Annotated in this window: 17 protein-coding genes and 6 pseudogenes; 12 read left to right on the top strand and 11 right to left on the bottom strand. The window is 70.5% G+C overall.

Annotated features, from left to right (window positions below):
* Window positions 1-28: 28 nt before the first annotated feature.
* Both HDC93_RS39110 and HDC93_RS39105 read right to left on the bottom strand, forming a co-directional pair.
* Window positions 29-415, bottom strand: a complete 387-nt coding sequence (locus HDC93_RS39110) for a hypothetical protein (RefSeq protein ID WP_260419976.1) — start codon at window positions 413-415, stop codon at window positions 29-31.
* A complete protein-coding gene (locus HDC93_RS39105; RefSeq protein WP_260419975.1) occupies window positions 373-1,047 on the bottom strand; it encodes an alpha/beta fold hydrolase in 675 nt (224 codons plus the stop codon). The genes HDC93_RS39110 and HDC93_RS39105 overlap by 43 nt, the downstream gene beginning before the upstream one ends.
* A gap of 180 nt (window positions 1,048-1,227) precedes the next feature.
* Here HDC93_RS39105 and HDC93_RS36385 point away from each other — a divergent pair, with 180 nt between their 5' ends.
* Together HDC93_RS36385 and HDC93_RS36380 are read left to right on the top strand one after the other, a co-directional pair.
* The gene (locus HDC93_RS36385; protein ID WP_185015050.1) at window positions 1,228-2,151 is read left to right on the top strand and encodes an NAD-dependent protein deacetylase; all 924 of its coding nucleotides are present in this window, start codon (window positions 1,228-1,230) and stop codon (window positions 2,149-2,151) included.
* A 48-nt stretch (window positions 2,152-2,199) separates the two neighbouring features.
* Window positions 2,200-2,655, top strand: a complete 456-nt coding sequence (locus HDC93_RS36380) for an SRPBCC domain-containing protein (protein WP_185015049.1) — start codon at window positions 2,200-2,202, stop codon at window positions 2,653-2,655.
* A 9-nt stretch (window positions 2,656-2,664) separates the two neighbouring features.
* Here the strand turns inward: HDC93_RS36380 and HDC93_RS36375 are convergent, their stop codons facing one another.
* The 3 genes from HDC93_RS36375 to HDC93_RS36365 all read right to left on the bottom strand — a co-directional run bounded on the left by HDC93_RS36375 (window position 2,665) and on the right by HDC93_RS36365 (window position 5,632).
* Window positions 2,665-3,180 carry a hypothetical protein gene (locus HDC93_RS36375; RefSeq protein WP_185015048.1) on the bottom strand — a complete coding sequence of 172 codons (516 nt, stop codon included), beginning with the start codon at window positions 3,178-3,180 and terminating at the stop codon, window positions 2,665-2,667.
* A complete protein-coding gene (locus HDC93_RS36370) occupies window positions 3,165-5,189 on the bottom strand; it encodes a glycosyltransferase family 2 protein (RefSeq protein WP_185015047.1) in 2,025 nt (674 codons plus the stop codon). The genes HDC93_RS36375 and HDC93_RS36370 overlap by 16 nt, the downstream gene beginning before the upstream one ends.
* 128 nt (window positions 5,190-5,317) lie before the next feature.
* Complete coding sequence (locus HDC93_RS36365; protein WP_185015065.1) at window positions 5,318-5,632, bottom strand: hypothetical protein; 315 nt, start codon at window positions 5,630-5,632, stop codon at window positions 5,318-5,320.
* A 472-nt stretch (window positions 5,633-6,104) separates the two neighbouring features.
* Here HDC93_RS36365 and HDC93_RS39100 point away from each other — a divergent pair, with 472 nt between their 5' ends.
* The gene (locus tag HDC93_RS39100; RefSeq protein WP_260419981.1) at window positions 6,105-6,308 is read left to right on the top strand and encodes a hypothetical protein; all 204 of its coding nucleotides are present in this window, start codon (window positions 6,105-6,107) and stop codon (window positions 6,306-6,308) included.
* Between the two features lie 216 nt (window positions 6,309-6,524).
* Complete coding sequence (locus tag HDC93_RS36355) at window positions 6,525-7,712, top strand: type III polyketide synthase (protein WP_185015046.1); 1,188 nt, start codon at window positions 6,525-6,527, stop codon at window positions 7,710-7,712.
* A 91-nt stretch (window positions 7,713-7,803) separates the two neighbouring features.
* Here HDC93_RS36355 and HDC93_RS36350 read toward each other — a convergent pair whose 3' ends face one another.
* The 3 genes and pseudogenes from HDC93_RS36350 to HDC93_RS39090 form a co-directional block, all read right to left on the bottom strand.
* A complete protein-coding gene (locus HDC93_RS36350) occupies window positions 7,804-9,963 on the bottom strand; it encodes a SpoIIE family protein phosphatase (RefSeq protein WP_185015045.1) in 2,160 nt (719 codons plus the stop codon).
* 211 nt (window positions 9,964-10,174) lie between these two features.
* Window positions 10,175-10,521, bottom strand: a pseudogene (locus tag HDC93_RS39095) (PP2C family protein-serine/threonine phosphatase).
* 125 nt (window positions 10,522-10,646) lie between these two features.
* Window positions 10,647-10,706: pseudogene (locus HDC93_RS39090) on the bottom strand (hypothetical protein); the annotation flags it as partial.
* Between the two features lie 199 nt (window positions 10,707-10,905).
* Here HDC93_RS39090 and HDC93_RS37920 point away from each other — a divergent pair.
* The 3 genes and pseudogenes from HDC93_RS37920 to HDC93_RS39865 all read left to right on the top strand — a co-directional run.
* Window positions 10,906-11,133 (top strand): hypothetical protein, encoded by a 228-nt coding sequence (locus HDC93_RS37920; protein WP_260419980.1) that lies wholly within the window; start codon window positions 10,906-10,908, stop codon window positions 11,131-11,133.
* 131 nt (window positions 11,134-11,264) lie between these two features.
* Complete coding sequence (locus HDC93_RS36340) at window positions 11,265-12,008, top strand: YoaK family protein (protein WP_185015044.1); 744 nt, start codon at window positions 11,265-11,267, stop codon at window positions 12,006-12,008.
* Between the two features lie 128 nt (window positions 12,009-12,136).
* Window positions 12,137-12,601: pseudogene (locus HDC93_RS39865) on the top strand (DUF4157 domain-containing protein); the annotation flags it as partial.
* 267 nt (window positions 12,602-12,868) lie between these two features.
* Here HDC93_RS39865 and HDC93_RS36335 read toward each other — a convergent pair.
* Complete coding sequence (locus HDC93_RS36335) at window positions 12,869-13,468, bottom strand: hypothetical protein (RefSeq protein WP_185015064.1); 600 nt, start codon at window positions 13,466-13,468, stop codon at window positions 12,869-12,871.
* Between HDC93_RS36335 and HDC93_RS36330 the strand changes: the two genes are divergently transcribed.
* The 3 genes and pseudogenes from HDC93_RS36330 to HDC93_RS39510 form a co-directional block, all read left to right on the top strand.
* Window positions 13,422-13,922 (top strand): hypothetical protein, encoded by a 501-nt coding sequence (locus HDC93_RS36330; RefSeq protein ID WP_185015062.1) that lies wholly within the window; start codon window positions 13,422-13,424, stop codon window positions 13,920-13,922. The genes HDC93_RS36335 and HDC93_RS36330 overlap by 47 nt on opposite strands.
* 260 nt (window positions 13,923-14,182) lie before the next feature.
* Entirely contained in the window at window positions 14,183-15,091 is a 909-nt protein-coding gene (locus HDC93_RS36325; protein ID WP_260419973.1) for a tyrosine-type recombinase/integrase, read from the top strand.
* Window positions 15,088-17,097: pseudogene (locus tag HDC93_RS39510) on the top strand (tyrosine-type recombinase/integrase); the annotation flags it as partial. The gene HDC93_RS36325 and the pseudogene HDC93_RS39510, both read left to right, overlap by 4 nt.
* Window positions 17,098-17,564: 467 nt before the next feature.
* Here HDC93_RS39510 and HDC93_RS36320 read toward each other — a convergent pair.
* Together HDC93_RS36320 and HDC93_RS36315 are read right to left on the bottom strand one after the other, a co-directional pair.
* Window positions 17,565-23,089 (bottom strand): annotated as a pseudogene (locus HDC93_RS36320) (DNRLRE domain-containing protein); the annotation flags it as partial.
* A gap of 383 nt (window positions 23,090-23,472) precedes the next feature.
* Window positions 23,473-24,147: pseudogene (locus HDC93_RS36315) on the bottom strand (glycoside hydrolase domain-containing protein); the annotation flags it as partial.
* Between the two features lie 135 nt (window positions 24,148-24,282).
* Between HDC93_RS36315 and HDC93_RS36310 the strand changes: the two are divergent.
* Window positions 24,283-24,681: a hypothetical protein gene (locus HDC93_RS36310; RefSeq protein ID WP_185015043.1), complete on the top strand. Its 399-nt coding sequence runs from the start codon at window positions 24,283-24,285 to the stop codon at window positions 24,679-24,681.
* A gap of 112 nt (window positions 24,682-24,793) precedes the next feature.
* Entirely contained in the window at window positions 24,794-25,330 is a 537-nt protein-coding gene (locus tag HDC93_RS36305) for a GNAT family N-acetyltransferase (RefSeq protein ID WP_185015042.1), read from the top strand.
* Window positions 25,331-25,427 lie beyond the last annotated feature (97 nt).

The raw sequence follows: 25,427 nt of genomic DNA, 5'->3' as shown, positions 1-25,427 counted from the left end.
CCGCCCGCCCAAACGTCACCGTCCGATATCAGCTCTGCAGGCCCCGCTCCGACGCCGGTTGACGGGTGGTCCGACGGGAACCGTCGAGGGCAACGACCGCGCGCACGGCATCCGCGATGGCCGGGGAGTCCTTTCTCAAGATCGCACCGTGGTTGGCGGCGACCTTGACGCTGTCGGGGTTCGCGTTACGAGCGGTCACCGCCTCCAGGCCGGTGCGGATCCGTTCCTGCTCGTCACCGCGGCTTCCGAACGACGTTCCCGACGCGAGGGCATACCGCACCGGGACGGTGATGCCGTCCAGCACGGGGCCCAGCTCATGCGCGCGGGAGAGCCTGCCGAGCTCGATGTTGCCGTTCGCCTGCTCCTCGGCGGTCATCCGCGGGGTGAGGCCCGTCGGGCGCAGCAGCGGCAGCACCCACCCCATCCACCGGAACAGCTTCCGGATCCGCTGCTCCATGGCGTCGTCGAGCCAGTCGTAGGGGAAGGCGCCGTCGACGAGGACCGCGCCCACGGTGCGGTCCGGATTGCGTCCGGCCCAGTGAGCCGCGACGACCGCTCCGTAGGACCAGCCAGGAGCGCCCGGTCCACGCCCCGGGCCGCGAGGACGGCGTCGGCGTCCCGGACGGCGGCCTCGAAGGAATAGTCCGCCGAGCGCTTCGACTTGCCGCGGGCCCGCTCGTCGCAGGTGATGTGCCGCCACCCCGGCCCCAGTTCGGCGAGGGTGTGCCGCCAGTACCCCTGGGTGGCGAACTGGCCGTTGAGGTAGACCACCGGGGTTCCGGTGCCGCCCGTGTCGGTGACGGCCAGGGCCGTGTCCTCGACCGGCACCGTGCCGGTCCAACGCGGCTGCTTCGGACAGGTGCTGGTGTCCGTCATGTCCTGGACCTTTCGTGTGAGGGCGTTGCCGAACTCGTTCGGACGGGTGGCGGGCTTCCAGAGGCTGCGGGCGGTGATGCCGCCCTGGGCGGTGGTCGCGTGGAGGGTCGGGCCGGCGGCGCCGTCGGCGTTCTTGAGGGTGTTGTGGATCCGGTCGTTGCATTCACGCAACCGGCAACAACTCCGTTGTACGCAAAACACATAACAACAGCTCAGAGCCGAGAATTCATTGCAACGATCCTGCTGCCTAACGCAACAACACCACCCGATTCGTTGCAATGAAATGGAAGTGAACGCTCCACGGACCGCATCGGGAGCCGCCGACGGGCCGTTGTTCCGTACCCTGACGGCATGCGCATGCGCCCCACCCTGAGCTGGACCCCTGCCGGGGACCCGCCGCCGGCGACCACGGATCTGGAGCCGGTCACCGATGCGCTGCGCACGGGTGGAGTGCTGGTGCTCAGCGGAGCGGGCATCTCCACGGAGTCGGGCATCCCCGACTACCGGGGCGAGGGCGGGAGCCTGAGCCGGCACACACCGATGACCTACCAGGACTTCACCGCCGACGCCCGGGCCCGGCGACGGTACTGGGCCCGCAGCCACCTCGGTTGGCGCACCTTCGGCCGGGCCCGCCCCAACGCCGGCCACCAGGCCGTGGCCGCCTTCGGGCGGCAGGGTCTGCTCTCGGGTGTCATCACCCAGAACGTGGACGGCCTGCACCAGGCCGCGGGCAGCGAGGACGTCGTGGAACTCCACGGAACCCTGACCCGGGTCATCTGCCTCTCCTGCGGCGCCTTCAGCCCGCGCCACGAACTCGCCCTGCGACTGGAGGAGGCCAACCCGGCGTTCGAACCCGTGGCCGCCGGGATCAACCCGGACGGGGACGCCGACCTCACGGACGACCAGGTCGAGGGCTTCCGCGTGGTGCCCTGTGCGGCCTGCGGCGGCACGCTCAAGCCGGACGTGGTGTTCTTCGGCGAAACCGTTCCGCCGCAGCGGGTCGAGCACTGCCGTGAGCTGGTCCGCGCGGCGACCTCGGTGCTGGTCCTCGGCTCCTCGCTGACGGTGATGTCCGGGCTTCGGTTCGTCCGCCAGGCGGCGAAGGAAGGCAAGCCGGTGCTGATCGTCAACCGGGATCACACCCGGGGTGACCAACACGCCCTCACCAGGGTTTCCCTGCCGCTGGGCACGGCCCTCGGCACCGTCGCGCACCGGCTGGGCATCGCCTGCCCGTCACCCCGTCCAGCAGGGGTTTCCCATCCCCCGGGACCATAGACTGGACGTGACGGTCCTTCCCGGCACTCACGATGGGAGGTGGGCGTGATGACAGACGGCAGCGAGCTGAGAGTGCGCCTGCGGCGCGCCCTGGACGGATCGTGCCCGACCGTGTTCCGGGAGCTGACCGATTCCCGGGAACTGGCCCGCTGGTGGGGGCCGGACGGGTTCACCATCCCGAGCGTCGAGAGCGACCTCCGCCCGGGCGGCGCCTACCGCATCGCGATGCGGCCCCCGGAAGGTGAACTGTTCTACCTGGTGGGCGAGTTCCTCGAGGTCGAGCCCCCGCAACGCCTGGCGTACACCTTCCGCTGGGAGGATCCCGACCCCGAGGACCGGGAGACGGTGGTGACGCTGTCGCTTCACGACATCGACGCCGCACGGTCCGAACTGGTCCTCGACCAGGGCGACTTCGCCTCGGAGCGGCGGCGGGCCCTCCACGAGGAAGGCTGGCGTCAGGGCCTCGGCAAACTCGGGGAGCTGCTCGCCTCGCAACGGGATTGATCCCGCCGGTCAGTGCCCGGCGGCCACCTTCACCAGGGCGACGGCCACACCGATCGTGGCGTCCGCGAGGCCCGCCATCAGGGCCGCCAGGGCACCGCCTCCCATGCGCAGCCCGCCCACACAGCCCCACAGGAAGAGGGAGACCACGCACACGCCCGCCGCCGCCAGCAACGCGGCGTGCAGTGTCAGGACGTCGAGTGCGGCCAGGCCGATCAGCACGGACGGGCCCGCGGCGCAGGACAGCAGTGGGCTGCTGACGTACAGCATGCGGCGCAGTTCCCGGCCGGTGGCGAGGTGCCGGTGGACGGTGCGGTGGGCCTGCTGGTCGGCGACGAGCGCCGCGAGCCAGAGACCCAGAGCGGTCGTCAGGACCGTGGCGACGGCGCCGAGTGCGCTCACCTCGCCGAAGGACAGACCGACCACCACGGCGATCATCGTGATCGTCGCGTAGATGCGTTCCTTCAGACGATCCGCCAGTACACCGGCCTCCGCGCCGGCCGGCCCCTCGGCTAGCGGATCGGCCACCGGCTGATGCCCTTCACGCGGCGCAGGGCCGCCGCCGTCAGCCTGACCGGCGCCACGCGAAGCACCAGGGCTCCCCCCGGGCGGCCCGGGAGCGGCTTGGCGTAGTAGGGGCGGCCGAGCCGGGACGCGCGAAACCACCGGGTGCCGGACAGTCCCCGCGCGGGCGGAACGGGGATGCGGCTGCCCGGGTCGTCCGTGCGGAGGGTCAGCGTCCACCGTCCTGGTGGCAGGGTCCCCACCGGCAGGCGGGCGGTGAAGGCGGGGCTGCCTTCGCGTGCGTACAGCACGGGTACCGCTCGCACCGAGCCCGCGTCCCCTTCGGCGCGCAGGGCGGTGACGGGGCGGCCCGCGGCATCGTCGGTCAGGCGGCCGCCGACGACGAGGGTGGCGGGTGCGGAGGTGTCCCAGGCGATCCCGGTCACGCGGCAGATCGGAGCGACCTCGGCTTCCCGGAGGTCCAGGGAGAAGCCGCCCTGGGGGGTGAAGAAGGGGCGTGCGGTGGTGGGGCCGTGCCCGGGCCGGGGGCCGGGGGCCAGTTGCCGCTGCGATGGAGCGTGCCGCTCGCCCTTCGCGTCCGTCCGGGCTCGCCGGAGCCTCACGGTTCGGCTCACTCCCTGGGCGCGGACGTCCAGGTAGAGGTCCCACCGGCCGCTGCCGAGCGGGGCGCCCGAGTCGACGGTGTCCAGGTCCACGTCGGCCGTGAAGCCGGTCGCAGCGTCCTGGGCGTGGTGCGGGCCCGTGCCCACGCTCGTGGGCACGGGGATGTCCGGGTGCCGGAAGCCGCTCGGGCGCAGGATCAGCCGGGTGTCGGACTGGAGGGGGCCGAAAGACTCGATGTGGGCGTGACCGGCGATCCGGAGCACATCGCCGTCGCCGGTCCAGGCGGCTTCGGCCAGTTCGTGGTGGACCGGAATGCGGCTCGTCATGTCGAAGCAGGCGTCCGGGACCGCCTTCGCGGGGTCACGGAAGAAGGGGTGGGACCAGTAGACGCGGCCCTTGTCCACGACGTGGCCGCGCGCCGCGTCCTCCTTGGCGTGCCGGGCCACGGTCATGAGGTCCTCGAAGCGGTCGGCGCGCAGGAGGTGGACGATCAGCCGGTCCTGCGGGGCGATCGACCGGAAGACGCCGTCGCTCACGTGGTTCAGCGCCCAGTGCCGGAACTGCGGGTAGAAGAACTCCCGTGCCTGCTCTTCGCTCTCGCGGGGCAGCAGGGCACGCAGGGGCCCGCACAGTTCCCACTCCACGTGGCGGCGCATGATCCGGTCCTGGCGCGGTCCGGGCTCCAGGTAGCGGGCGACCGTTTCGAAGCACAGCCGGGTGCCGTCCATGCGGTGGACGAGGTCGGCCGCGGTACGGGTGAGGTTGTTGCCGTTCTGGCGGTTGCGGGAGTAGTAGCAGTCGTAGTCGGCGACCACGGAGATGCCGTCGGCGTTGAGAAAGGCGGCAGCCGTGAACGGCTTGTCCTCGCAGTTGCGGTACGGCGGGAACCTCAGGTTCAGCCGTTCGATCAGCGAGCGCCGGAACAGCTTCCAGCAGCCCAGGGTGCGGTAGGCGGCGGAGGAGAAGACGTCCGTCCGGGGCTGGTTGTGCGAGAAGACCGCGGTCGGCACGGCTCGTCCGCCGACCGACACCATCTTGCCGAGGACCACGTCGGTGCGGTTCTCGTCCGCCATGGCGACCATCCGGCGCAGGGCGTCCGGGCCGAGGTAGTCGTCGGAGTCGAGGAAGAAGACGTAGTCGCCGACGGCCCTGTCCAGGCCGGTGTTGCGTGGGCCTCCGGCCCCTCCGCTGTTGGGCTGGTGGACGACGTGCATGCCGGACCAGGTCTGTGCGAGGCGGTCCAGTTCGTGACCGGAGCCGTCCGTCGAGCCGTCGTCGACCGCGATGATCTCGATCTCGTCCGGACCGAGCGTCTGCTCCATGACGGAGGTGACGCATCGCGCCAGTTCCGGCATCGCGTTGTACGCGGGGATGATCACGCTCACGCGCGGAGGGGTCGTACGGGACATGGGGTGCTCCGGGCCGTGGGGGGTGCGGTGCTGAGGGAGGCAGTCCGGTTCCTGGCGGTGCCGGGCGACACGCGGCTCCATGGAGCTTCCGGCGGACCCGCTCCCGCCGCCCCGCGTGAGGCGCCGTCCTACGCTGTCGGAGTGTGGGAACCACCCGTCCGGGTGTGTGTCGACCGCACCGGTGACGGCCCCTCCTTCGGTGCCGGTCCCGGGGTGTCCTCGGCGGAGGCACCCCGGGACCAGGCCGCCGCGTACTCCTCGGCGCCCAGGGACGCGCGCACCTGTCGCTCGGCGGTGAGGTGTGCGTCGCGGAGCGGGCGCAGGCCGATCAGCGCCACGCCCGTGTCCCGACGCACGCGGTGGGCGGCGCCGAGGAGCCACGCCGCGCGCCTCGCCGAGAACGCCTGGCTGGTCACCCAGCACAAGGCCGCCCACCGGGACATGAGTCCACGGCAGGTCGCCGAGCAGGCGTTCCCGGTTGGCCGACGGCTGCCTGTTGAGCGCGAAGAAGGACGGCATCGTCCACATCGGCGGCTTCCTCGGCCTGCGTGACCGTTCCCTGGCAAAGCGGTGCGAGCTGCTGCTCATCGCCACGGAAGGCTTTCCCACCTACGGCGGTCTGGCGGGCCGGGAGCTGGACGTGGTCGCCCAGGGCCTGATGGAGGGCACGGAGCCCGCCTACCTCCGGGCCCGCGCCGACGCCGCCGGCACCTGGCCAACCTGGCCCGCGAGGCAGGCATCGCCATCGTCGAGCCGCCGGGGCTGCACGCCCTCTGCCTCAACGCGGGCCGTCTGCTTCCGCACATCGCGCGCACCGCTTTCCGGACCACGCGCTCGCCTGCCGGCTCTACCTCGAAGGCGGCATCCGCTCGGTGGAGCCGGGTTCCCTCTGCCTCGGCAGCGAGGACGGGAACGGTGCCCCGGTCGGCTGCGGCACCCTACGAGCTGGTCCGGCTCGCGCTTCCCCGCAGGACGTACGGCATCGGGCATTTGAACAACGTCGGCGAGGTCCTCGCGGCCACGGTCAAGGACAAGGAGCGGATCCCCGGCCACCGCATGGTCGAACAGCCGCCGCTCCTTGGTCACTTGCGCTGCAAGCTGGAGCCGGTTCCGCACTGAAACCGTCCGATGGGGCGGTGTGTGCCGTGTCACACCCTCAAAAGTCCGCCTAAGTTGTCTGCATCACAGCGGAAATGTCCATTTGACGTCCATGCTCGAACCGGACGTCGGCTCCCGAAGTGGGGCCCATCGGCATTCTCTTGGGCACGAACTCCAGAGTGACCCTTGACGCAGCCCTCGTGACATTCTCCCCACCCCCTCGAAAGGTGCCCCACCATGGCCGCATACCTCTGCCCGCCTGCCGTGATACACGGCGAGCATGCCGTGAAGACCAGCCAGATCGTGGCGGAGGTGAGCGACCGGCACCCGAACGCGTCGTGGGCGCCGCGGATCGACGGGATCGCGGCCAGTACCGGCATAGAGACCCGCGGGTGGATGCTGCCCCTGGAGACCGCGGTCGCACCCGGCAACGGCAACGCCCTGCGGGCCGTCGGCGTCGAGCCGGCCCAAGAGGCGCTGGCCCGGGACGGGTTCACCCGGCAGGACGTGGACCGCGTGATCGCCGCCCTGGAGACCGTACCCGCGCCCCAGACCGTCCAGGAACGCACCGCACCGGCCTGGGAGGCCGTGCAGTCCTACGGCGAGCACGCGGCGCGCGGGGCCCTGCAGATCGCCGGGCTGGACGCGGCGGACGTCGACTGTCTGATCACCAGTCACTCCACGACCCCGGCGCTGCCGGGTCTGGACATGTCCCTGGCCAACAGGCTGTCGCTGCGCAGCGACGCGATGCTGTTGCCGGCCACGCAGTGGGCCTGCATCGCCGGGACCCGTTCCCTGGCGCTGGCGGCCGACCTCGTGGCCGCCGACCCCGACCGGGTGGTCCTGGTCGTCATATCGGAGGCCCTGAGCACGACCTATCAGCCCGCGGACGACACCCTCGAGTCCCTGATCGTCCGGTTGCTGTTCGCGGACACGGCCGTCGCCGCGGTGGTCACGGGCCGCCCGAGGCCCGAGTCGGTGCTGCGGCTGGACGCCGCCTGGCACCACACCCTGCCCGGCACCCAGGACCTGCACCGCCTGGAGACCCGGGAGGACGGCACCCACTTCGTGATGGACCGGCGTGGGCCGCGCGCCGTACAGGAAACGGTCACCGCGATGTGGGAGTGGCTGCGCACCCGGTACCAGGACGACCCCGACGCCTGGCACCCCGACGTAGTGCTCGCGCACCCCGGGGGGACCCGCGTACTGGAGTACATGGAGCAGACGATGCCCGACGCGTGGCCCTCGGGGCTGCTGGACTACAGCCGGGACAGCTACACCAGCGGCAACCGCGGAGGCGCCGCCGTGTTCGACATCCTGCGGCGGGCGCACGACGCCGGGCAGCAGAAGCCGGGCAACCGCGCCGTGCTGTACGCGGCGGCACCGGGGCTCACCGCCACCGCCTTGGAAGGGCAGTGGCTGTAGCACGCCGGAGGGCGCCGCCGCCCGACGTGCACGCCGCCCCAGCCTTCGCGGCGCTCTCCCGGACCGGCCGCAGCCCCGACGCCTGGCCGCGTCACCTCGCGACTTCCGCCCAGACGACCTTCCCGGTGTCCGTCCACCGCACCCCCCACCGGGTGGTGAGCCGGTGCACGATGCTCAGGCCACGACCGCCGTTGTCGAGCAGATCGCCCCGCCTCAGACGCGGCCTGCCGTTGCCGCTGTCGCCCACCTCGCACAGCAGCCCGTTACCCGCCCTGATCAGCCGGACGGTGACGGGCCCCTCGGCGAAGCGCACCGCGTTCGTGACGAGCTCGCTGACCAGCAACAGCACGGTGTCCCGGGTGACGTCCCTGATGCCCCACCGCCCCAGCAGCTCGGCGACATGCGTGCGTGCCCGGGCGGGGGCGTCGCCGCGGGCGGGCAGCCGCCAGGTCGCCGTGTCCTCCTTGCGGTAGCCGATCATCCGCGCGAGCAGCAGAGTCACGTCGTCGCGCTGCGGCGCGGGCGCCAGGGTGGAGACGATCCGCCGTGCGGCCTGCTGCAGGGTGTCCCAGGGGTGCACCGCGGACACGACCTTCGACAGCCTGCCGATGCCCTCGTCGATCGACAGGTCACGGTCCTCCACCAGGCCGTCGGTGTAGAACGCGAGCATGGAGCCCGGCGGCACGCCGATGGTGTACACGTCGAACGGCTCCCGCAGCGCGAACTCGGCTCCCAGGCCGGGGTGGGGCCGGATCGAGAGCGGGCCCGCGCGCCCGTCCGGGGAGACCAGGATCGGGGGGAGGTGCCCGGCGCTGGACAGGGTCACATGGTGGCCGACCGGGTCGTAGAGGGCGATGCAGCACGTCGATCCGAGGGCGCTGTAGCCGGCCGCCAGCCCGGAGTCCGCGTCGTCCAGCACCGTCACCGTCTCGTCCAGGTGCTCCAGCACCTGGTCGGGCGCGAGTCCGGCGGACAGCAGCGCACGGGCCTCCATGCTCAGCTGGCCCATGGTGGCCGCCGCTCCCAGGCCGTGGCCGACGACGTCGCCGACGACCAGCGCGGTACGGCCGTCGGGCAGCGGGAAGCTGTTCACCCAGTCGCCGCCGACGCCCGCGCTGTCGGGGGTCGCGGGCTGGTAGACGCTGGCGATGTCGATGGTGTCGCCGCCGGTCCGGGGCAGGAGCCGGCGCTGCAACGCCAGCACCTGGGTGTGCTCGCGCTGGTGCTGACGGGCGAGGTCGACGTGGTGCGCGGTCCGGGCCACCAGCTCTTGCAGGTCGAACAGCTCGCCGTCGCGGAAGGGGCAGTCCGCCCGCCGCCAGACCTCCGCCACGCCCAGCACGACGGGCGGGGCGCCGTCCAGGACCAGGGGTATGCACGCCAGACCCGCCGACCGGTCGCCGGGCACCAGGGCACGCACCACGCGTGGGCTGCCGAAGACCCGCTCGAGTGCCTCCCGGTCGGGTATGACGATGGTCTGCGGGGCGTCGTCCCGCAGCACCGCCTGCGCCAGCAGGCGACTCGCGTCCCCGGGGAGATCGTCGCCCGGAGTCATGTATCCCTCGGGCCACACCCGGTCCGGCACCAGGGCCGCCCGCCGCAGATGGATGCGCCCCTGCGCCTTTCCGGTGACTCCCTCGCCCGTCCACACGGCGAAGTCGAGGTCGACGGCGGCCACGTCGCCCCAGGCCAGCAGGGACTCCGCCAGCGACTGCGCCGTCTCGCCGATGTCCAGCGAGGTGCCGATCGCGGTCTCGGCGGCGTAGAGGTGCAGCCTCCTGGCCATGGCGATCACGGAGACGGTCAGGCCCTCCTCGGGTGCCGCGGAGGGCAGGATGCTCATGGAGACCACCAGCTCCGACCCGTCACCCCGGCGCAGTCGCTGGATCCGGGCGACGTGCGCCTCACCGCTCTCGATGACCTGCCGCAACCGCCGGGTGACCGTCGGTACGTCACCGGGGGGCAGGAGATCGACGAACGGCTTCCCGGCTCCGGCGTCCAGCCCCGCGAACACGGGCGCTTCCAGGTTGCAGCGGGTGATGATCAGGTCCGTGTCGAGGTTGAGCGCGCCGAGGATCTGCTCCTGACGGCCGGCTGCCGGGTTCTCGGGAAGCCGTCGGGGGCCGCGGTCGCCCTGCGCCTCGGCAGTGCCCGCGGGCGTCGCCGCTCCGCCACGCGGGATGTAGCGCCCCAGAGCGCGGCTGACCAGGTCGAACGCCGAGGAGGACGAGGGCGAGGGTGTGGAGTCCATGCGGCTCTCTCAGCAATCCCCGGCGCGGGTGCCGGGGTGTTTTCGGACCCGTGCGATGGGGCCCCGAGTCCCTGACCGCACACCTCATTGAATAACACCGAAAGCCGCTTCGCACACACCAGCGAGCGGGGTGGAGGCGGACGGTGCCGCTGCCGTGACCGAAGGGCCCGTCCCGGCCGGGCCTCTCGGGCCCCCAGTTACCGGGATCCGCTCAGAGCCCGGTCAGTGGCCGCGCATGCGCGATGAGAAGCGCGACATCGTCATGGTCCTCGGGATGACGAAGCTCCTGGAGCAGCCGGTCGCAGGTCTCCTCCGCGGACGGGTGCGGTGGGGCCGGCAGGCGCAGGAGATGGTCCAGGCGCTTGTCGATGGGAGAGTCGCGGGTCTCGACGAGACCGTCGGTGTACAGGATCAGTTGGTCGCCGGGGTTCATGGCGAGGGTGGAGGTTTCGGAGGGTCCACTGCCGACACCCAGCGGGTGCCCGTGGGCAGGGCGAGCAGTTCGGGGGGTCCGCCGGCCCGCACCGGGACCGGGGGCAGGTGGCCGGCGCAGGCCACGTGCAAGAGGCGCTCGTGCGGGTCGTAGACCGCGTAGACGCACGTGGCGATGCAGGGTCAAGACCCTGTGTGATCTTGTCGAGGTGGGTGAGGATCCGGCTCGGTGCCAGGTCGAGGTCGGCGAGGGTGGAGGTGGCGGTGCGCAGCCGGCCCATGGCGGTGGCGGCCGGGATGCCGCTGCCCATGACGTCGCCGACCGCCAGGGCGGTGCGGTCGCCGCTGAGGGAGATGATGTCGTACCAGTCGCCGCCGACCTCGCTGAAGGCCTGCGCGGGCCGGTACCGGGCAGCGATCTGCAGGCCGGGGCGGCGGGGCGAGGGCCGGGGCAGCAGGCTGCGCTGAAGGGTTTTGGCGGCGCTGCGGATGTGCTGGTGGAGGACGGCGTTGTCGATGCTCAGTGCGGCGGACGAGGCCGGTTCGCAGGGTCCGCCCTGTTCACGCGAGCCGTCGCCGACGGCCCGGCCCGGCCTCGACCCGGCGATCCTGGCGGCGGAGACGGCCGCGTTCCTCGAAGGGGCCCACCTGCTGTGGCTGCTCGATCCCGAACAGGTGGACCTGACCACCCTTCACCGCAGCTGCTTCGGGGACTTGGCGGCCCGGCTCAAGCCCTGACCCGGACCTGCGGCTGCGCGCCTGCGCCCCGGACAGGCTGCCCGCAACACCGGTAGCCCGCCCGTAGCCATCGGCCGCGTGTCCCGGCCACGGTCCGGTGGCGGGCCCCCGTCGCTGCTCACACTGGCCGCATGTCCGATGCGTCCCCGGTCCTCGCGACCGATGCCCGGCGGGTGGCCGTCATGACCGTGCTCACCGTGCTGGCCGGTGCCGTCGACGCCGTGAGCTTTCTGACCATGGGAAAGGTGTTCTGCGCGCTGGCGACCGGCAACGTGCTCTTCCTGTCGTTCGGGCTCGCCGGGGAGGGCGATGTTCCGTGGGCGCGATCCGCCGTCGCGATCGGCGCGTTCACGGCCGGGGCGGCCGGCGCGGGCGTCGCACTGGCGTGGCTCGCGGGGCGCGGACGGCCGTGGTTTCCGGTCGGGCTCGTCTGCGAGGCCGTGCTGTTGGCGTGCGCCGCCACGCTGGCCCTGGCGAGACACGGCACCGGGGCCATCCCCGCCCAGGACGACCGCGGGGTCGTCGCGCTCGTGGCGCTGGCCATGGGCGTGCGTGCCTCCACCGTCCTGCGCGTCCATGTGCCGGGCATGCCGACGCTGCTGAGCCAGACGGCCATCGCCGAGCTCATCAACGACGTGCTGCGACGCCCCCGGGCGGCGCTGCACGGCATGACGGCGAAACAGCGTCTGGCAAGGACCCGGTGGACGGCCACCGTGGGCGGGATCTTCAGCGGCGGTGTGCTCGGCACGCTGCTGCTGGTGCCGTTGGGCACCGGCCGGGCGCTCCTCGTGATCGCCGCGGTGGTGCTGCTCCTCGCGGCGGTGGGCACGGTCGCACCGTCTCGGGAGAAGGAGCCGGTTGCGGACAGCCCGTAGGCGAAGCCGAGCGGCAGGTGCCGTGCTCCGGCGAGGACTGCCCCCGGGGCTGCCCCCGCGGACCTCCCGGCTGCCGGCTCCGGTCGGGTAGGAGGGGAGGGCCCTCGTCGAACGAAGGGGAGACGCGCATGCGTGCCCAGGCACAGAACCACTCGAACGCCGGCCGCGCCGGCGAACGCCCCACGCCCCGGCCGGTCACCGCCACCGCCCCTCCCCCGCTCATCGCGCTGCAACGGGCGGCGGGCAACTCCGCGGTGGCCCGCGCGATCCAGCGGGCCCGGGACGAGCACCACCCCGAGGGAGAGCGCAGTGGGGCCGGGGAGGGCGAGGGCGACGGGGCCGTGCCGGTCCAGCGGCGGCCCTCCGTCCTCGACGCCGTCGGCTCCCCCGGCCGCCCCCTGGAGGGCCGCATCCTTCAACGGGCCGAGCAGGCCTACGGCATGGAGTTCGGCCATGTGCGCGTGCACAGCGGGCCCGTGGCCCAGCGGTCGGCGGAGGAACTCGGAGCCCTCGCCTGCACCACCGGCTCCCACATCGTGCTCGGCGGAAACGGTGTCGGCGACGAGGTGATGTACGAAGAGGTCGACCACGTGCGCCAGCAGGCTCTGGGGCCCGTGCCGGGCACCGACAACGGCAGGGGCGAGAGGGTCTCCCACCCCGACGACCCGTTCGAGAGGAGCGCCGGGTCCAACGGTTGGAGGATGGCAAGGGGCGCCGACCCCGACTTGTCACTGCCGGGGGCCGCCGCACCCGGCGGAGTGATACAGCGCAGCGCCGACACGGGTGCACCCGTCCCCGTCCAGCGGGCGGACCGGCCCAACCCGGCGGCCACGAGCGCCGCCTCGCCCCCGGCCACGCTCTCACCCCCGGCGATGGTCCGTCTGGCGCGGCTGCTCGTCGGCGGCAGCCAGGAGATCAGGAACAAGCAGGTGCGCGACGTCATCCACAAGCGGGTGCGCGGCGGCCCGAGATTTACGGAGGAGGAGCTCCAGGCGATCAGGGCCGTGGAGTCCGAGGACCCCAAGTGGCTGAAGACCGTGGGCATCTGCACCCACGCCGAGGCGGAGGCCTACATCAAGGCGGGCGACTTCCGCGGCTGGCTCCAGCAGCCCGAGGGCAAGCGGCTGCTCGTGGCGACCCTGCGGTGGCAGCAGAACATCGAGGACCGCGCCCAGGGCATACCACCGGCCAAGTCCACGCGATCCGACTACCAACTCGGCCGCCACATGGCCATGCACGCCGACGAGACTCCCCGGTCCGAGAAGGACCAGCTGGAGGGGGAACGGAACGAGCAGATCTTCCAGACCTTCGTCAAGACCTTCCTCCCGCCCGGCATCAGCGACGACGTACCGGACGCCGACCGTCACCGCCGGCGCGTCGAGCGCGGCACCGAACTGCTGACCAGGATCTTTCCTGATCCTGAAGGAGGGGCTCAAGGTCTTCAACCCGGAGGCCGGCATCCACGAGGACTTCAAGGACGACGTCGCCCACGCCCTGGCCTACGGCGGTCGCGTCAACGTCCGCATCCCGCAGCTGGCCGACGGCCAGCACGGCTACGAGCTGCCCCAGTGGCTCCACATCACCAAGGAGGACCGGAAGGCCTGGGAGCCCCGGTCGACACCGACGGCACCGGTGTACCGGCGCGGGTTCGGCACGCACCACATGGAGATCGGCGACAACGAGAAGGACGGGACGCGGGGCGAGTTCGTGGAGAAGGGCGAGATCGGGGCCATCGTGCAGAACTGGCTCGACCCCCACAGCCACCTCTACGGCCTGCCCCTCGCCGTGGGCGGCATGGGGAACAACGACTACCACGGCGACACGATCCTTATCTTCACGGTGATCCTTCCAACAGCCACGTTAGCCACATGCATGCTGCACTGGCCGGATCATCGGTATCCAAGGGGTGTTTGACATCACAGGCACGTTTGTGACGTCGTTCCGCGCAGAGCGGGCGACGCTGACCAAGGACAAGACAGGGTGGGTGATCGTCGGAACCGACGACTACGCCCTCCACCGTGAAGGCTCGCTGTTTCTCGCAGGTCTGCGAGACGCCGGCCGGGCCTAGAACACGGAGAGGACGTACGCCGGGGGGGGCGGCGCTGTACCTGTCGTACTGCACCTTCCACCGCCTGGACTGGGCGCAGATCACCGTGTGGCAGCTCGCTCGCTTCATGCACTGGCTGGTGGAGGAGGCACTGCCATCGCGTGCCCGCGGAGGAGGCGGGCCGGAACGATTCCGCGACGAGAACACCGCCAACGTGATCGTGGGCACAGTCTGCGAGTTCCTGAACTTCGGCATACGCATGAACTGGGTGGATCCCGAACTCGCCGGGCAGCTCACCGAGCCCCGCTACCTGCGGTATCTGCCCAAGGGCTTCAACCCCGGTGAGAACGGCCAGCATCAGATGGTCCGCTCGCGGCTGCTCAAGCTCCGGGGCGTCGACTTGGGGATCGAGTGGCTGACGGTCGAGCAGATAGCCCGCCTGATTGACGTGACCCGGCACGCGCGGGACCGCTTCCTGGTGCTCCTGCTGTGGTGCACCGGCATGAGAATCGGCGAGGCGCTCGGACTGCGGCGCGAGGACATGCACCCCCTGGCCGACTCGCAGGTATTCGGCTGCCAGGTCAAGGGCCCGCACGTGCACGTGCAGCGCCGCTTGAACAGCAACGGCGCGTGGGCGAAGTCGCGGAAGCCGCGCGCCATCCCGGTGACCGCCGACTTCGGCATCTGCTACGCCGACTACCTCCACGAGCGTTCCGAGGTCCCTCAGGCAGACTTCACTGAGCAGGTCTTGGTCAACCTCTTCCGGGAGCCGCTCGGACGGGCGATGACGTACTCCGGGGTCAAGGGGTTGTTCGACCGGCTCGCCAGGCGGGCGGACCTGATCGCCCGGCCTCACATGATCCGTCACAGCGCCGCCACCGAGTGGATCCGACAGGGCACCGACCGGTCGGTGGTCTCCGACCTCCTCGGACGCATGTCCGAGTCGTCCATGGCCCCGTACGTCCACGTCGACGAAGGGAGTCGCCGGGCCGCAGTCGAGCGCGCGGACGCCCGACGCCGGGAGATGGCGCGATGACCGTCGAGCTGACAGCCGCCAGGGTTGAGTCCCGCGTCGTCACGCTGCCCGTCGACCACGAGGGGTGGATGGCGTGGCTGATCGGGAACACCGAACCCGACTGGCGTCCGGACGAATGGGACGCGGCGAACTGGCTCTTCACCGGCGATCCCGACAAGGACGAGACCGCGATATGGCGGTGCAACAGCGCCGGCTGCCACGTCGCGGTCCGCGCGACACGGCACCTGTGCCGGTCCTGCTACGAGCAGTTCCTTGAAAGCGGTCTGAGCCGCGAGGAGTTCGCCGAGGTCGGCCGCCGAGCGATGATTCGCCCCCTGCCGGGGGAACGGCCGTCGTGCTCGGTCGAGCGTGACGGCGTGCGCTGCGCCTCGCGGGCCCAGTCGCGGGGCGCCGGCAACCCGCACTACGTGAAATGGCGCTATCACCTGAAGGCCGGAAGGACGGCGCGGACGCTGGATGAGTGGCTCCAGGTCGAGGCCGAGCCGCTCCCGCCGGGCCTGGTCGGGGCCTGCGCCGGAAGCGCCGCAGGCCGGGTGCCGCTGTGTGCGTACCACCGCGATCGCTGGCGCCTTCACCGGAAAGATGCCGGCATGAAGGGCACGATCCATGAGGGCATGGTGGAGTGGGCCGCCGTACAGCCACCGTGGCTGACCGGCTTCCAGTTCTCACTCGTCACCCTGCCCGAACTGCTCCGCCACGAGCTCCGCTACGCGCTGGCGGAACGCGACAAGCAGCGCCCGACCCTCAGCCCCGTCGCAATGCGGCTGATGGTCCGGGGGCTCGCGGACGTGTCGTCGATCGCCGAGCTCACGGACAAGAAGCTCGGCGACCTCGGATACCTCGACCGCAACTGCGAGGCGCACTGGAACGATGTTGTACGTCTCGTGAGGGGTGCTTTCGACGGCTTCCGGGGCGTCGACCCGCTGGACCGGCCGGTCTGGGAGCTCGGCGACCTCGGCCTGCGCTCACGCACGCAATCCGGTGTCCGCGTGTCGTCGCGCCGGCTGGACGTCACGCAGATCCGACAGGAGTGGCTGCGCCGGGTGCTGGCGGACTGGGGCAGGGAGACCACTCCCGACAACAACGACTTCCGACGCACCTTCGAGGGCTGCTTGTCGGCATCGCGGGCCCTGTCCGCGCGACCCGGCGGCGGACACGACCCCGGTGCCCTGAAGGTCACGGACATGGACGCGGTCGTCGCCACGATCCGCGACCGCAAGCGCCAGGACGGCACCGCCACTCTCTCCTACGGATCGCGCGCCGATCTCCTCGCGCACTTCTGCCAGCTGCTCGACTTCGGTCGGCGCTTCCAGATCCTCGACCATGTCACCTCCGTCTTCGCCCGTCATCCTCACCACAAGATCCCGTATGAGGACCCCGCCGAGGACATGGCCGGCAGGGCCATCCCGGAGAACGTACTCGCCCAGCTCGATGCCCACATCCACCTGATCGGCGAAGACTTCGCCTACGCGGACATGGCACCCGACGCGGTGAAGGCCATGCTGCGCACCGTCTACATCCTGCTGCGCGATACCGGCCGTCGCCCGTGGGAAGTGCGCTGGCTCCGGATGGACTGCCTCGAAGCCCAGGACAGCGAGTACATCCTGATCTGGGACAACCACAAGGCCCGCCGCAACCGGCGCCGCCTGGAGATCGGCAGGGAGACCGCCTTCGCCATCCAGGAGTGGCTCGCGATCCGTCGGACCCTGAAGGTCCCCACCCGCTCGAGAACCTTCCTGTTCCCGACCGCGCGCCACGGCTACGACGCGTGCATCGACGCGGACACCGTGGCCAAGATGCTCCGGCGATGGGTCGACGGCCTGCCGGAGCTGCTCACCGATACCGTGGACAAGGACGGCAACCTCCTGCCTTTCGACCGCAGCCGCATCTTCGCCTACGCCTTCCGGCACACCTACGCCCAGCGCCACGCGGACGCCGGCACCGAGCTGAACACCCTGCGTGACCTTATGGATCACAAATCGGCGGATACCACTATGGGGTACTTCAAAGTGTCGACGGAGAAGCATCGCAAGGCCGTCGAGACGATGAGCCAGCACGTCGTCGACCGGTACGGCAATCCGTCGCCGACGCCGTCCGCGACCGCGTACGAGGTCCGCTCGGTCGCCGTGCCGTTCGGCAACTGCAAGGAGCCCTCTAACGTAAAGGCCGGCGGCGGCAGTTGCCGGATTCGTTTCCAGTGCTCCGGGTGCGCCTTCTACCGCCCCGATCCCTCTTTCCTCCCTGCGGTCGAGGACCACATCCGTGCGCTCAAAGCCGACCGCGAGATGGCCAGGGCCCTGGGGACCGCGGAGTTCGTCGTCCGCAACCTCAGCGACCAGATCGACTCCTTCCAGAACGTCGTCACCAGCCTTCGCCGCCAGATCGAGGTGATGCCGGAGGAAGATCGGCGCCACCTCGAAGAGGCTTCCGCCGTCCTGCGTAAGGTCCGCGCAGCGGCACCCCCGCCCGCCCCGCCGTGCAGGTCGGTGAGCTGCAGAACGATGTCCCCCGACTTGCCGGTGGTCGCCGTCAGGCCTCCGGTGACGGACTGGACGTTGCGGGTGACCGCCCCGGTGGCGGTGTTCTCGACGATCCAGCGGGGGGTGTCGTCGTCACTGTCGTAGTGATTGACCTTGGACGCAGTCTGCGTCCAGGACGAGCCGCTGCCCTGCTCCACCGTCCAGGACCGGAACCGCAGGTTGGCGTCGAGCTGCCAAGTCTGCCGCTGACCGCCCGAAGTCTGACGCTGGGCCAGGTTGTTGGCGTAGTAGGCGATCGTGCCGTGTGAGGGGGCGGACGTCACCCGGCCGAGCGCGTCATAGGTCCAGGCGGGGTCGGCGATCCGGTCGGCGCTGTCGTAGGCCGTTGTCTGGGTAGTTCCTCCCGTGCTCGTGCAGTCCTGGCCGGGCGCCGAGACGGCGGTGGCCAAGGTGGTGCGGTTGCTGCGCTTGTCGAACCCGTAGGTGCGCCGGGTGCAGAGCGTGTCCGCGGTGTCGTCGACCGAGGTCAGTCGGCCGGCCGCGTCGTAGGCGTAGGACTGGTCGGACCAGCCCGCGTGGGTGGCCACCTGCCCGTTCACCGACTCCGTGACGCGGTTCGAGAGACGACGACTCCGTCGCTGTCCCGGGTGTAGACGCGGGAGACGGCGCTGCCCGTGGGGTCCTTCTCCTGGTTCAGCGTGTATCCGCCGGGCAGGGTCTCGCGAGTGACCGAGCCGTCCGCGTCGTACGACGTGCGGAAGATGCCGGCGACGGAGTCCGTGACGGACGTCGCGAGACCGCGAGGTTCGGCTGTGTCGTCGTAGGTGAAGGTGGTGGTCGACGGGACGGAGTCGGTCATCTTGACCGGGCGGTCCAGCCTGTCGAACTCCACCCTGGTCACGCCGCCGTCGGCGTCGGTGTACGAGGTCTGCCGTCCCAGCTTGTCGAAGGCGCGCGTGATGGTGCCGCCGGTGGTGGAGACGGTCTTGGCGGGGCGCCCGCTGTCCGGGTCGTACTCCGTCGTGATCTCCGGCAGGGCCGCGCCCAGGCCACCGGTGACCGTGGACTTGACCGGGCGGCCGGCGCCGTCGTGGGTCGTGGTGGTAGTGCGCGTCACGCTACCCGCGGTCTCAACGACCTTCTCGGTGTTGCCCCACCAGTCGTACTCCGCGGTGGACGTCACGAGCTGCGCGGGATTCGAGCCGCCACCGGTGATGGTGCCGGCCGGACCGGTGGAGCACAGCAGGTCCGCCCACTCCGGGCGGCCGGCGCAGGCGCCGGTGCCGTCGGCGGACCAGTAGGTGGTCACCCGCGTCGCGGCGTCCGTCCCGGTCGCTCCCGGCGGTATCTCCTTGCGAACGCGCCCCTGGCTGTCGTACTCAGTGGTCGTCGTCAGGGCCAGTCCGTCAGGGTCCTGGACGCTCTTGACCGGCAGCCCGCCCACCCAGTCGTAGACGGTCTGGGTCACCCGCTTCTCGCCCTGGACCGAGGGGTGTTCACGCACCTCGACGCCGGTGGTCGTGCGAGTGACCTGGTCCTTGACGGTGGCGGTGCCGTCCGTCGGACGTCTCTCGTCGTAGGCGTTGACGGCCCAGGAGCGGCCGATGACGGAGGTGCCTGCGGACACCAGCGTCGTCGTGCCGGACTTGAGGTCGGCGGTCAGGTCGAGCCGGTGCAGGGGCCCGAACTCCTCCAGCTTGCGGGTGCCGTCGACGTCGTAGATCCGGCGCGTGGACAGCAGCTCCGCACGCTCGGCACCGGTGAGCTGCGCGATGCCGAGCTCGGCCTGCGCGGCCCGGTCGGCGGCGGTGAGCCCCAGCGCCAGGGAGCGGTTGGCCGCGGTCAGTTCGCGGACCGTGTTGCCGAAGCGGTCGTTCTCGCTGGTGCCGATGTGGCCGCCGGGCGTCACGGAGTTGACTGCGGCGCCGGACACGCCGAGGTACTGGATGGACGCGCGCCGGTATTCGCCGGACGCCAGGTCGCCCCCGGTGTTCGAGACCGGCACGGAGTCGGGAGGGAAGACGGCGGTGGCGTCGGCCGGCGCATCCGTCTGTCCCCACGCCTTCACATCGCTCGTGCCCATCGCGTACGGGGCGTTGGTCCCGGTCAGCGGGACGTCGTAGACGATGCTGGTGACGGCCTCCCCTTCGATCACGTCGGCCGTGCCCTGCTTGAGCGCGGAACGCGACGCCTTCCAGAGCATGCCCTCACCGGCCGCACTGCTCGAGCCGGCCTTGCCGTAGGCGAAGGTCCACGGCAGGTCCCCGGCCGCGCTGTACTTGGTGACGCGGCCCGAAGTGTCGTAGTCATACGACGTCTTCAGCGCCGGTGACACCTGCGGGTTCCACGTCTGCCGCAGACGCCCAGTGGAGTCGTAGGCGTAAGCCTGGACCGCCTTGGCCGTCGCGGCGGAGGCACTCGGCTCGGTGGACCAGAAGCGGATCTCCTCGACCCGGCCCGTGTAGTCGCCGAAGGAGCCCGGCGTCGCGGTGGTGGCCGTGGCGTACACGAACTCCATCACCCGGCACCCCTTGGTCGCCGGGGTGGCCGCGCAGGTGGCCGGGGCGACAGCGGAGGTCTGGGCGACGACCCGCTTGGGCCGGGCCAGCTTGGTCTCGCCGACGGTGACGGTCTCCGAGGTGATCGTCGTGGTGGAACCACTCTTGCCGTCCAGTTCGGTCGACGACACGTTCCACACAGGCAGGGCGCTGTCCAGCCTGCTGAACACCGTGACCGAGCCGTCGGTATCAGTGAGTGTGAAGTCGCTGGTCAGGCTGCCGGTGAGGGTCAGCGTTTGCGCGCCGGGCTCGGCGACCCAGCCGGTCTTCCCTGCGTTCGCGGTGAAGTGCACCGCGTCGTTGTTGTTCGACACCACGTCGACGGCCGTGGCCGAGACCTTGCGGACGTAGGCATAGTCCGAGCCGGTGGTCGCCGCGGAGGTGCCCGCGGACCACTCCTTGCCGAAGATCGCGACCTGGCCGTCCGTCTCGGCGTTCGCGTCGGGCTCGCGGGAGGACGACGTACGCGAGAGCGACAGGTCGAAGTAGGACGCCTCCAGTTCGGAGAGCGTGAAGTCGCCCGTGAGGAGGTTCACGGCGCCGGGGCCCACCCGCGTGGAAGCGGCTCCCTGGGCGTTGCGATCGACGACGACGGTCATCGGATCGGTGCTGCCGGAGGCGCTGCCCGGCCCGGTGAAGTCGGCTTTGATCTCGACACTGCCGTCCGGGTCGACGGTGCTCGTGGCGGTCCAGACGAGCGTCGCGTTCTTGCCGCCGGTCAGCGCCACCGGCCAGGAGGACAGCGGGGTGCCGCCGGAGGTGACATCCCCGGCCGGGATCTTCGTCCAGGCGTCGGCCTCAGAGCGGCGCCAGGAGAAGGAGACGCTGTCGTACTTGCTCGCGTCGGCCTCGGCGACCAGCGGCAGCCGGCGTGCGGTGCGCTCGCCGTCAGAGGGCTGAACCAAGCCACCCGGCCCGGCGTGGAAGGTGTACTCGATCGCCTCGGACTTGTTGTCCGCCTTGTCCACGGCGCGCACCTGCAAGGTGTGGCTGCCGTCCTGCGGCGGGGTGATGGAGATGTTCTTGGCGGCACTGGAGCCGCCGGTGGCGACCTTTGTCCAGGTCACGCCATCCAGCGACCACTCTAGCCAGTTGTGGTCGGAGGCGGGCGGGGTGACGGTGAACGCGCCGGCCTGACCGGCGCCCTTGACCCAGGCGTTCGACGGATAGTCCGTCGAGGTGATCTTCGACGGCGCGGACGGGGCACTGGTGTCGACGGTGAATGTCTTCCACGCCGACCAGCCAGTGTTGTAGTGCGCGCCGTCATACGGTGACGTGCGGAATTTGTACGTCTTGCCGTTGGACAGCACGCCGGACGGGACGGTCACCGATGCGACCTGCCCGGACGGTACGTACTTCGACACGATGACATCGCCGACCTGCGTGTTGGTGGCGTTGTCGTAGATCTGGAACGTGCCGTTGACCTTGTCACCGTCGGCGTCGACGAAGGTGTCGCGCAGCGTCGGCGTGGTGGTGTTGACCGTGTAGGCGCCGCTGTAGGAGAAGTACGGCGGACCGGCCTCCTGCTTGGTGCCGGTGCGCGGACGGTAGTTGTAGTTGACCACCAGCTTCGGCGGGTTGGAAGCGGCGTTCGCGGAGTTGACCCGCTTCCACTGCGCCACGACGGTCTCGCTGGAGGCGCGCAGGCCCATGTTGCCGCGGGTGGCCTTGGCTGAGGCCCACTCCTGCACCAGCGTGGACACGTCGGCGTTGATCCAGCCGTCCGGCTGCGAGGTGCACGCGGCGTTGCCGCGGGTCTCGGTGGAGGTGGCCTTCTTCGCCGTCCACGACGGCTGCGCCGTCCAGCGCGACGACGTCGAGGCCGCGCCGGTCGACCACACCTCCCACGGGTAGAGCGCACAGTCGGTGTTGTTGCCCGCGTGGAAGTTCCACAGCGACAGCTTCGCGTCCAGGACGAGCGCGTCCTGGATCGGTGTGGTGTTCCAGGAGATGAAGGAGCGCGCGGTGCGCGGGGTGCCGTCGGCGTTCGTGGTGCCGGGGTTGCCCAGGTCCAGCTCGGTGTCGGTGGACCAGTCGACGGTTTCGCCCTGCTGCACATAGGTGTCGAAGACGTTGGACAGCGACGAGGTGGAAGGGTCGACGGTGACCGGGTACTGGGTGTCGGGGTCGGCGAGGAACTTTGCGTCCGGGGTGACCACGAGGTCGACGGACGGACCCTTCTTGACGACCTTAAGACCGACCTTGGCCTTGCGGGTGTGCTCGCCGGACCGCTTGTCGACGGTGGCGTCCCACATCACCGGGGCCGGCATCACCGCCTGCTTCTTGTTCTTCTTGTCGGTGAACTGCACACTGCCGTCAGACAGTTGCTTTACCTTCAGGCCCTTGGCCCTCAGCGGCAGGGTGTAGGAGAAGCCACCCGCGTCGGGGCGCTGCTTGACCTCGACGAACTGCTCGAAACCGGTCCGCGTGGCCTCGACGACCACGTCAGCGCCGGGAACGGCGTTGACGTACTCCGCGCGTGTCCCGTCGAGCTTCGGCTTCGGCAGCCCGCCCTTCCACTGCAGGTGATCTGCTGGTCGCCCTCTCCGAGGGTCACCAGGTCGGTGGCCTTGGCGTCGCGAGCGGCCTGCAGCGACTTCGCGGGCGTCCCGGACTTGCCGGCCAGACGCAGCCCGCCCGGGTGCGCCTTGGGCTCGATGGCCCCGCCCTCTTCCTCAACGAGGTCCAGGTCGACATCACGCCACTCTCCTGTGGCCTCGTCCCTGAACCGATCGGCACCCAGCGGTGGTGAGCGAGCCGTCCTTGTTCACCCACGTCGTGGAGGTCTCCGTACGCTCGGACAGCGCCTCCACCCGCTTGCCCGACAGCCGGGCGGCCACGCGCGCGGACGGGATGTCCGCCGCCTGTGTGGCCGTCGCCTTCTTCGTCGCCTTGAAGCTTTGCGCCGCGGGGGCGGACGCGGCCGCGGCGTATGCGCTGTCAAGCAGTGTGACGGTCAGGGCCAGGGACAGACTTCCCGCTATCCAGCGAGTGTTTCTCCCAGCCCAGGGTCGTCTGCGTCTGAGGGACGCAGGCGTGCGAATCACCATGATTTTCCGGCCCTTTGACTTCGTGTCATGCATCACAGGCGTGATGGCACTGTGAAGATAACTTATGCAAAAAGACGGACAATGCGGGCGTCCGAGGGCAAGGCGGGGCTCCCTCCCGCCGGTTGCAGGAGTGACATACGTCACCTGGTGAGGTGAATGGGGCGCCATCGACTGCCGGCCCGCGTGATGACTCAGAACATCATCGAGATTTGCAATTGGCAGCACAACCTTTCGGCGGCTTCGGCGGCCTCCTTCCGGCCGTCCAGCCCTGCTGGCGCGGCGAGATGCGGCTCCTATCCGATCAGGGCCACGGGGGCGTCCCAGGCGTTGCGGTCGACGGTGATGGTGTAGCCGCTGCGCGTCTCCTTGCTGTTGACCATGTACTGGTGGGCGCGGCTGTGGTTGGTGTACAGCTTGGGATCCCAGGGCCAGTCGGCGGTGGTGCTGTTCTTGTTGTTCCACAGCGCGTACCAGAGGTTGCCCGGCAGGTCGGTCCGGTCCTTCGCGGTGGCCATGGGCCTGGCGCTGGAGGTAGTAGCCGGCGCGGTACCTCTTCGCCCGCAAGGTCTTGGTGAAGGAGCGCACGTACGTCAGTGTGGCGTCGTTGCACGCCTTGTTCGTGATGTCGTACGACTCCATGTTGCGGTAGATAGGGCTGCCAGGCTTCATGCCGAGGGCGGCAGCCTTGGCGACGGCGTCCTTGGCGTTGCTCGCCCCGAGGGAAGCCGCCGTGGAGGCGGTGAACCTCTCCGGGTTCCTGCTGGTCTGGCAGGGCGGCTGGGCTCCGACGTAGAGCGGGATGAGCTTCCAGCCAACGGCGCTCACCGACTTCACCCAGGGCGCGGTGAGGTTGGGCTTGGCGCAGCCGCGGTTCTTGCCGCCGATGTACACCGCCGCGGCACCGTAGAAGCCGGTCTTCCAGCCTTCATCGCGGCGAGCGAGGGCGCCGTGCAGGTGTCGAACGCCCGTCAGCAGGTACTCCCAAACCTTCTCTCGGCCCGCAACTGCCGCATACGACGCCCACCGGTACCTGTCACGGTGAGGGACATGCCTGATATGCCTGCACAAGCTATGCGCCTGTGACCAGTAGTTGCACTTGACAGATGCAGATAACGGGCCTCCCGGACGAATCGTACGGGCACCTGTTCATGGGCTACAAGCCCCCGACCGGCAAGCGCGACGGCGCACTTCAGGTCGGCATCGAGACCGCCGGGCCGGGAGGCAGGACGCCCGACGGCTATGAGCACGGCGTGACGAGCAGCGAGAAGAACAACAACCCCGTGAGCCACCTCGGCGGCCACAAGGACGACAAGCCCGGCGCCAAGGCCCCGCTCGGTTCGAGTCAGCGCCATGTCGATCTGCGGGAGTTCGGCGACTGGGTGCAGAAGCTGAAGCGTCTGGAGAAGGACTGGAAGACCGAGTTCGCCAAGGCCACGACGCATGAGGAACGCGCGGCCCTGTACCGGGACCTGATCGGCAAGCGCAACGGCCCGGGTTCGTGAGCCGCGGCCGGGACCGGTGCGGGGCCCGTCCGGTACGCGGCCGGCGCCATCCGTGAGTGGACGGACGGCACCGCGGTTCGCGCTCTCACCTCCGCGTCGGCAGGATGGGGCCATGACCGAGATTCGCACGCCCCGCCTCCTCCTGCGCCGCTGGCTGGAGGAGGACGACCTCGTCCCGCTGTCCGAGATCCACGCCGATCCGGCGGTGATGCGCCGAATCGGCGACGGAGCGACGCGCTCCGAGGACCAGACCGCGCAGGACATCGAGACGTGGGAGGAGGAGTGGGACGAGGAAGGGTTCGGGATGTTCGCCGTGGAACTCCTGGGCTCCGGTGAGCTGGCGGGCGCCGTCGGGCTGTCCGTGGCCGCCGCTCCGGCGGAGATCGCCGGGCAGGTGGCGATCAGCTGGCGACTCGGGCGGGTGTTCTGGGGTCAGGGCTACGCCTCCGAAGCGGCTCACGCCACCCTGGAATTCGCCGTGCAGGACCGCGGTCTCGACCGGGTGGTGGCCGTGCGCCGGATCACCGACACCGCCTCCGCGAACGTCCTCGACAAACTCGGCATGCGGGCGGAAGGCACCGCGCAGGACCCGGTCCACGGCCACGACCTCGCGGTGTACGGCATCGACCTCACGCAGTACCAGGACTAGCGCCAAGGCCGTTCAGTTTGCGGTTGGGGGAGGTTGTCAAGGGCCTGCGGGTGCGAGGACTTCGATGCCGGTGGTGGCTTTGTAGCTGGTCCGGTCG

Origin of the sequence: Streptomyces sp. AK010 (assembly GCF_014207295.1) — a bacterium.
Lineage (GTDB): Bacteria > Actinomycetota > Actinomycetes > Streptomycetales > Streptomycetaceae > Streptomyces > Streptomyces massasporeus.
This window is presented reverse-complemented; position numbering and strand designations above follow the sequence as displayed.

What these genes read in the sequence shown, in the direction of transcription:
- HDC93_RS36350 (WP_185015045.1), bottom strand. Translation starts at nt 9,963, where the DNA reads ATGGACTCCACACCCTCGCCCTCGTCCTCCTCGGCGTTCGACCTGGTC.
- HDC93_RS36340 (WP_185015044.1), top strand. Translation starts at nt 11,265, where the DNA reads ATGTCCGATGCGTCCCCGGTCCTCGCGACCGATGCCCGGCGGGTGGCC.
- HDC93_RS36385 (WP_185015050.1), top strand. Translation starts at nt 1,228, where the DNA reads ATGCGCATGCGCCCCACCCTGAGCTGGACCCCTGCCGGGGACCCGCCG.
- HDC93_RS36305 (WP_185015042.1), top strand. Translation starts at nt 24,794, where the DNA reads ATGACCGAGATTCGCACGCCCCGCCTCCTCCTGCGCCGCTGGCTGGAG.
- HDC93_RS36370 (WP_185015047.1), bottom strand. Translation starts at nt 5,189, where the DNA reads ATGTCCCGTACGACCCCTCCGCGCGTGAGCGTGATCATCCCCGCGTAC.
- HDC93_RS36355 (WP_185015046.1), top strand. Translation starts at nt 6,525, where the DNA reads ATGGCCGCATACCTCTGCCCGCCTGCCGTGATACACGGCGAGCATGCC.
- HDC93_RS36380 (WP_185015049.1), top strand. Translation starts at nt 2,200, where the DNA reads ATGACAGACGGCAGCGAGCTGAGAGTGCGCCTGCGGCGCGCCCTGGAC.
- HDC93_RS36325 (WP_260419973.1), top strand. Translation starts at nt 14,183, where the DNA reads ATGCACTGGCTGGTGGAGGAGGCACTGCCATCGCGTGCCCGCGGAGGA.
- HDC93_RS36365 (WP_185015065.1), bottom strand. Translation starts at nt 5,632, where the DNA reads ATGTCCCGGTGGGCGGCCTTGTGCTGGGTGACCAGCCAGGCGTTCTCG.
- HDC93_RS36310 (WP_185015043.1), top strand. Translation starts at nt 24,283, where the DNA reads ATGCAGATAACGGGCCTCCCGGACGAATCGTACGGGCACCTGTTCATG.
- HDC93_RS36335 (WP_185015064.1), bottom strand. Translation starts at nt 13,468, where the DNA reads ATGCCGGCCTCCGGGTTGAAGACCTTGAGCCCCTCCTTCAGGATCAGG.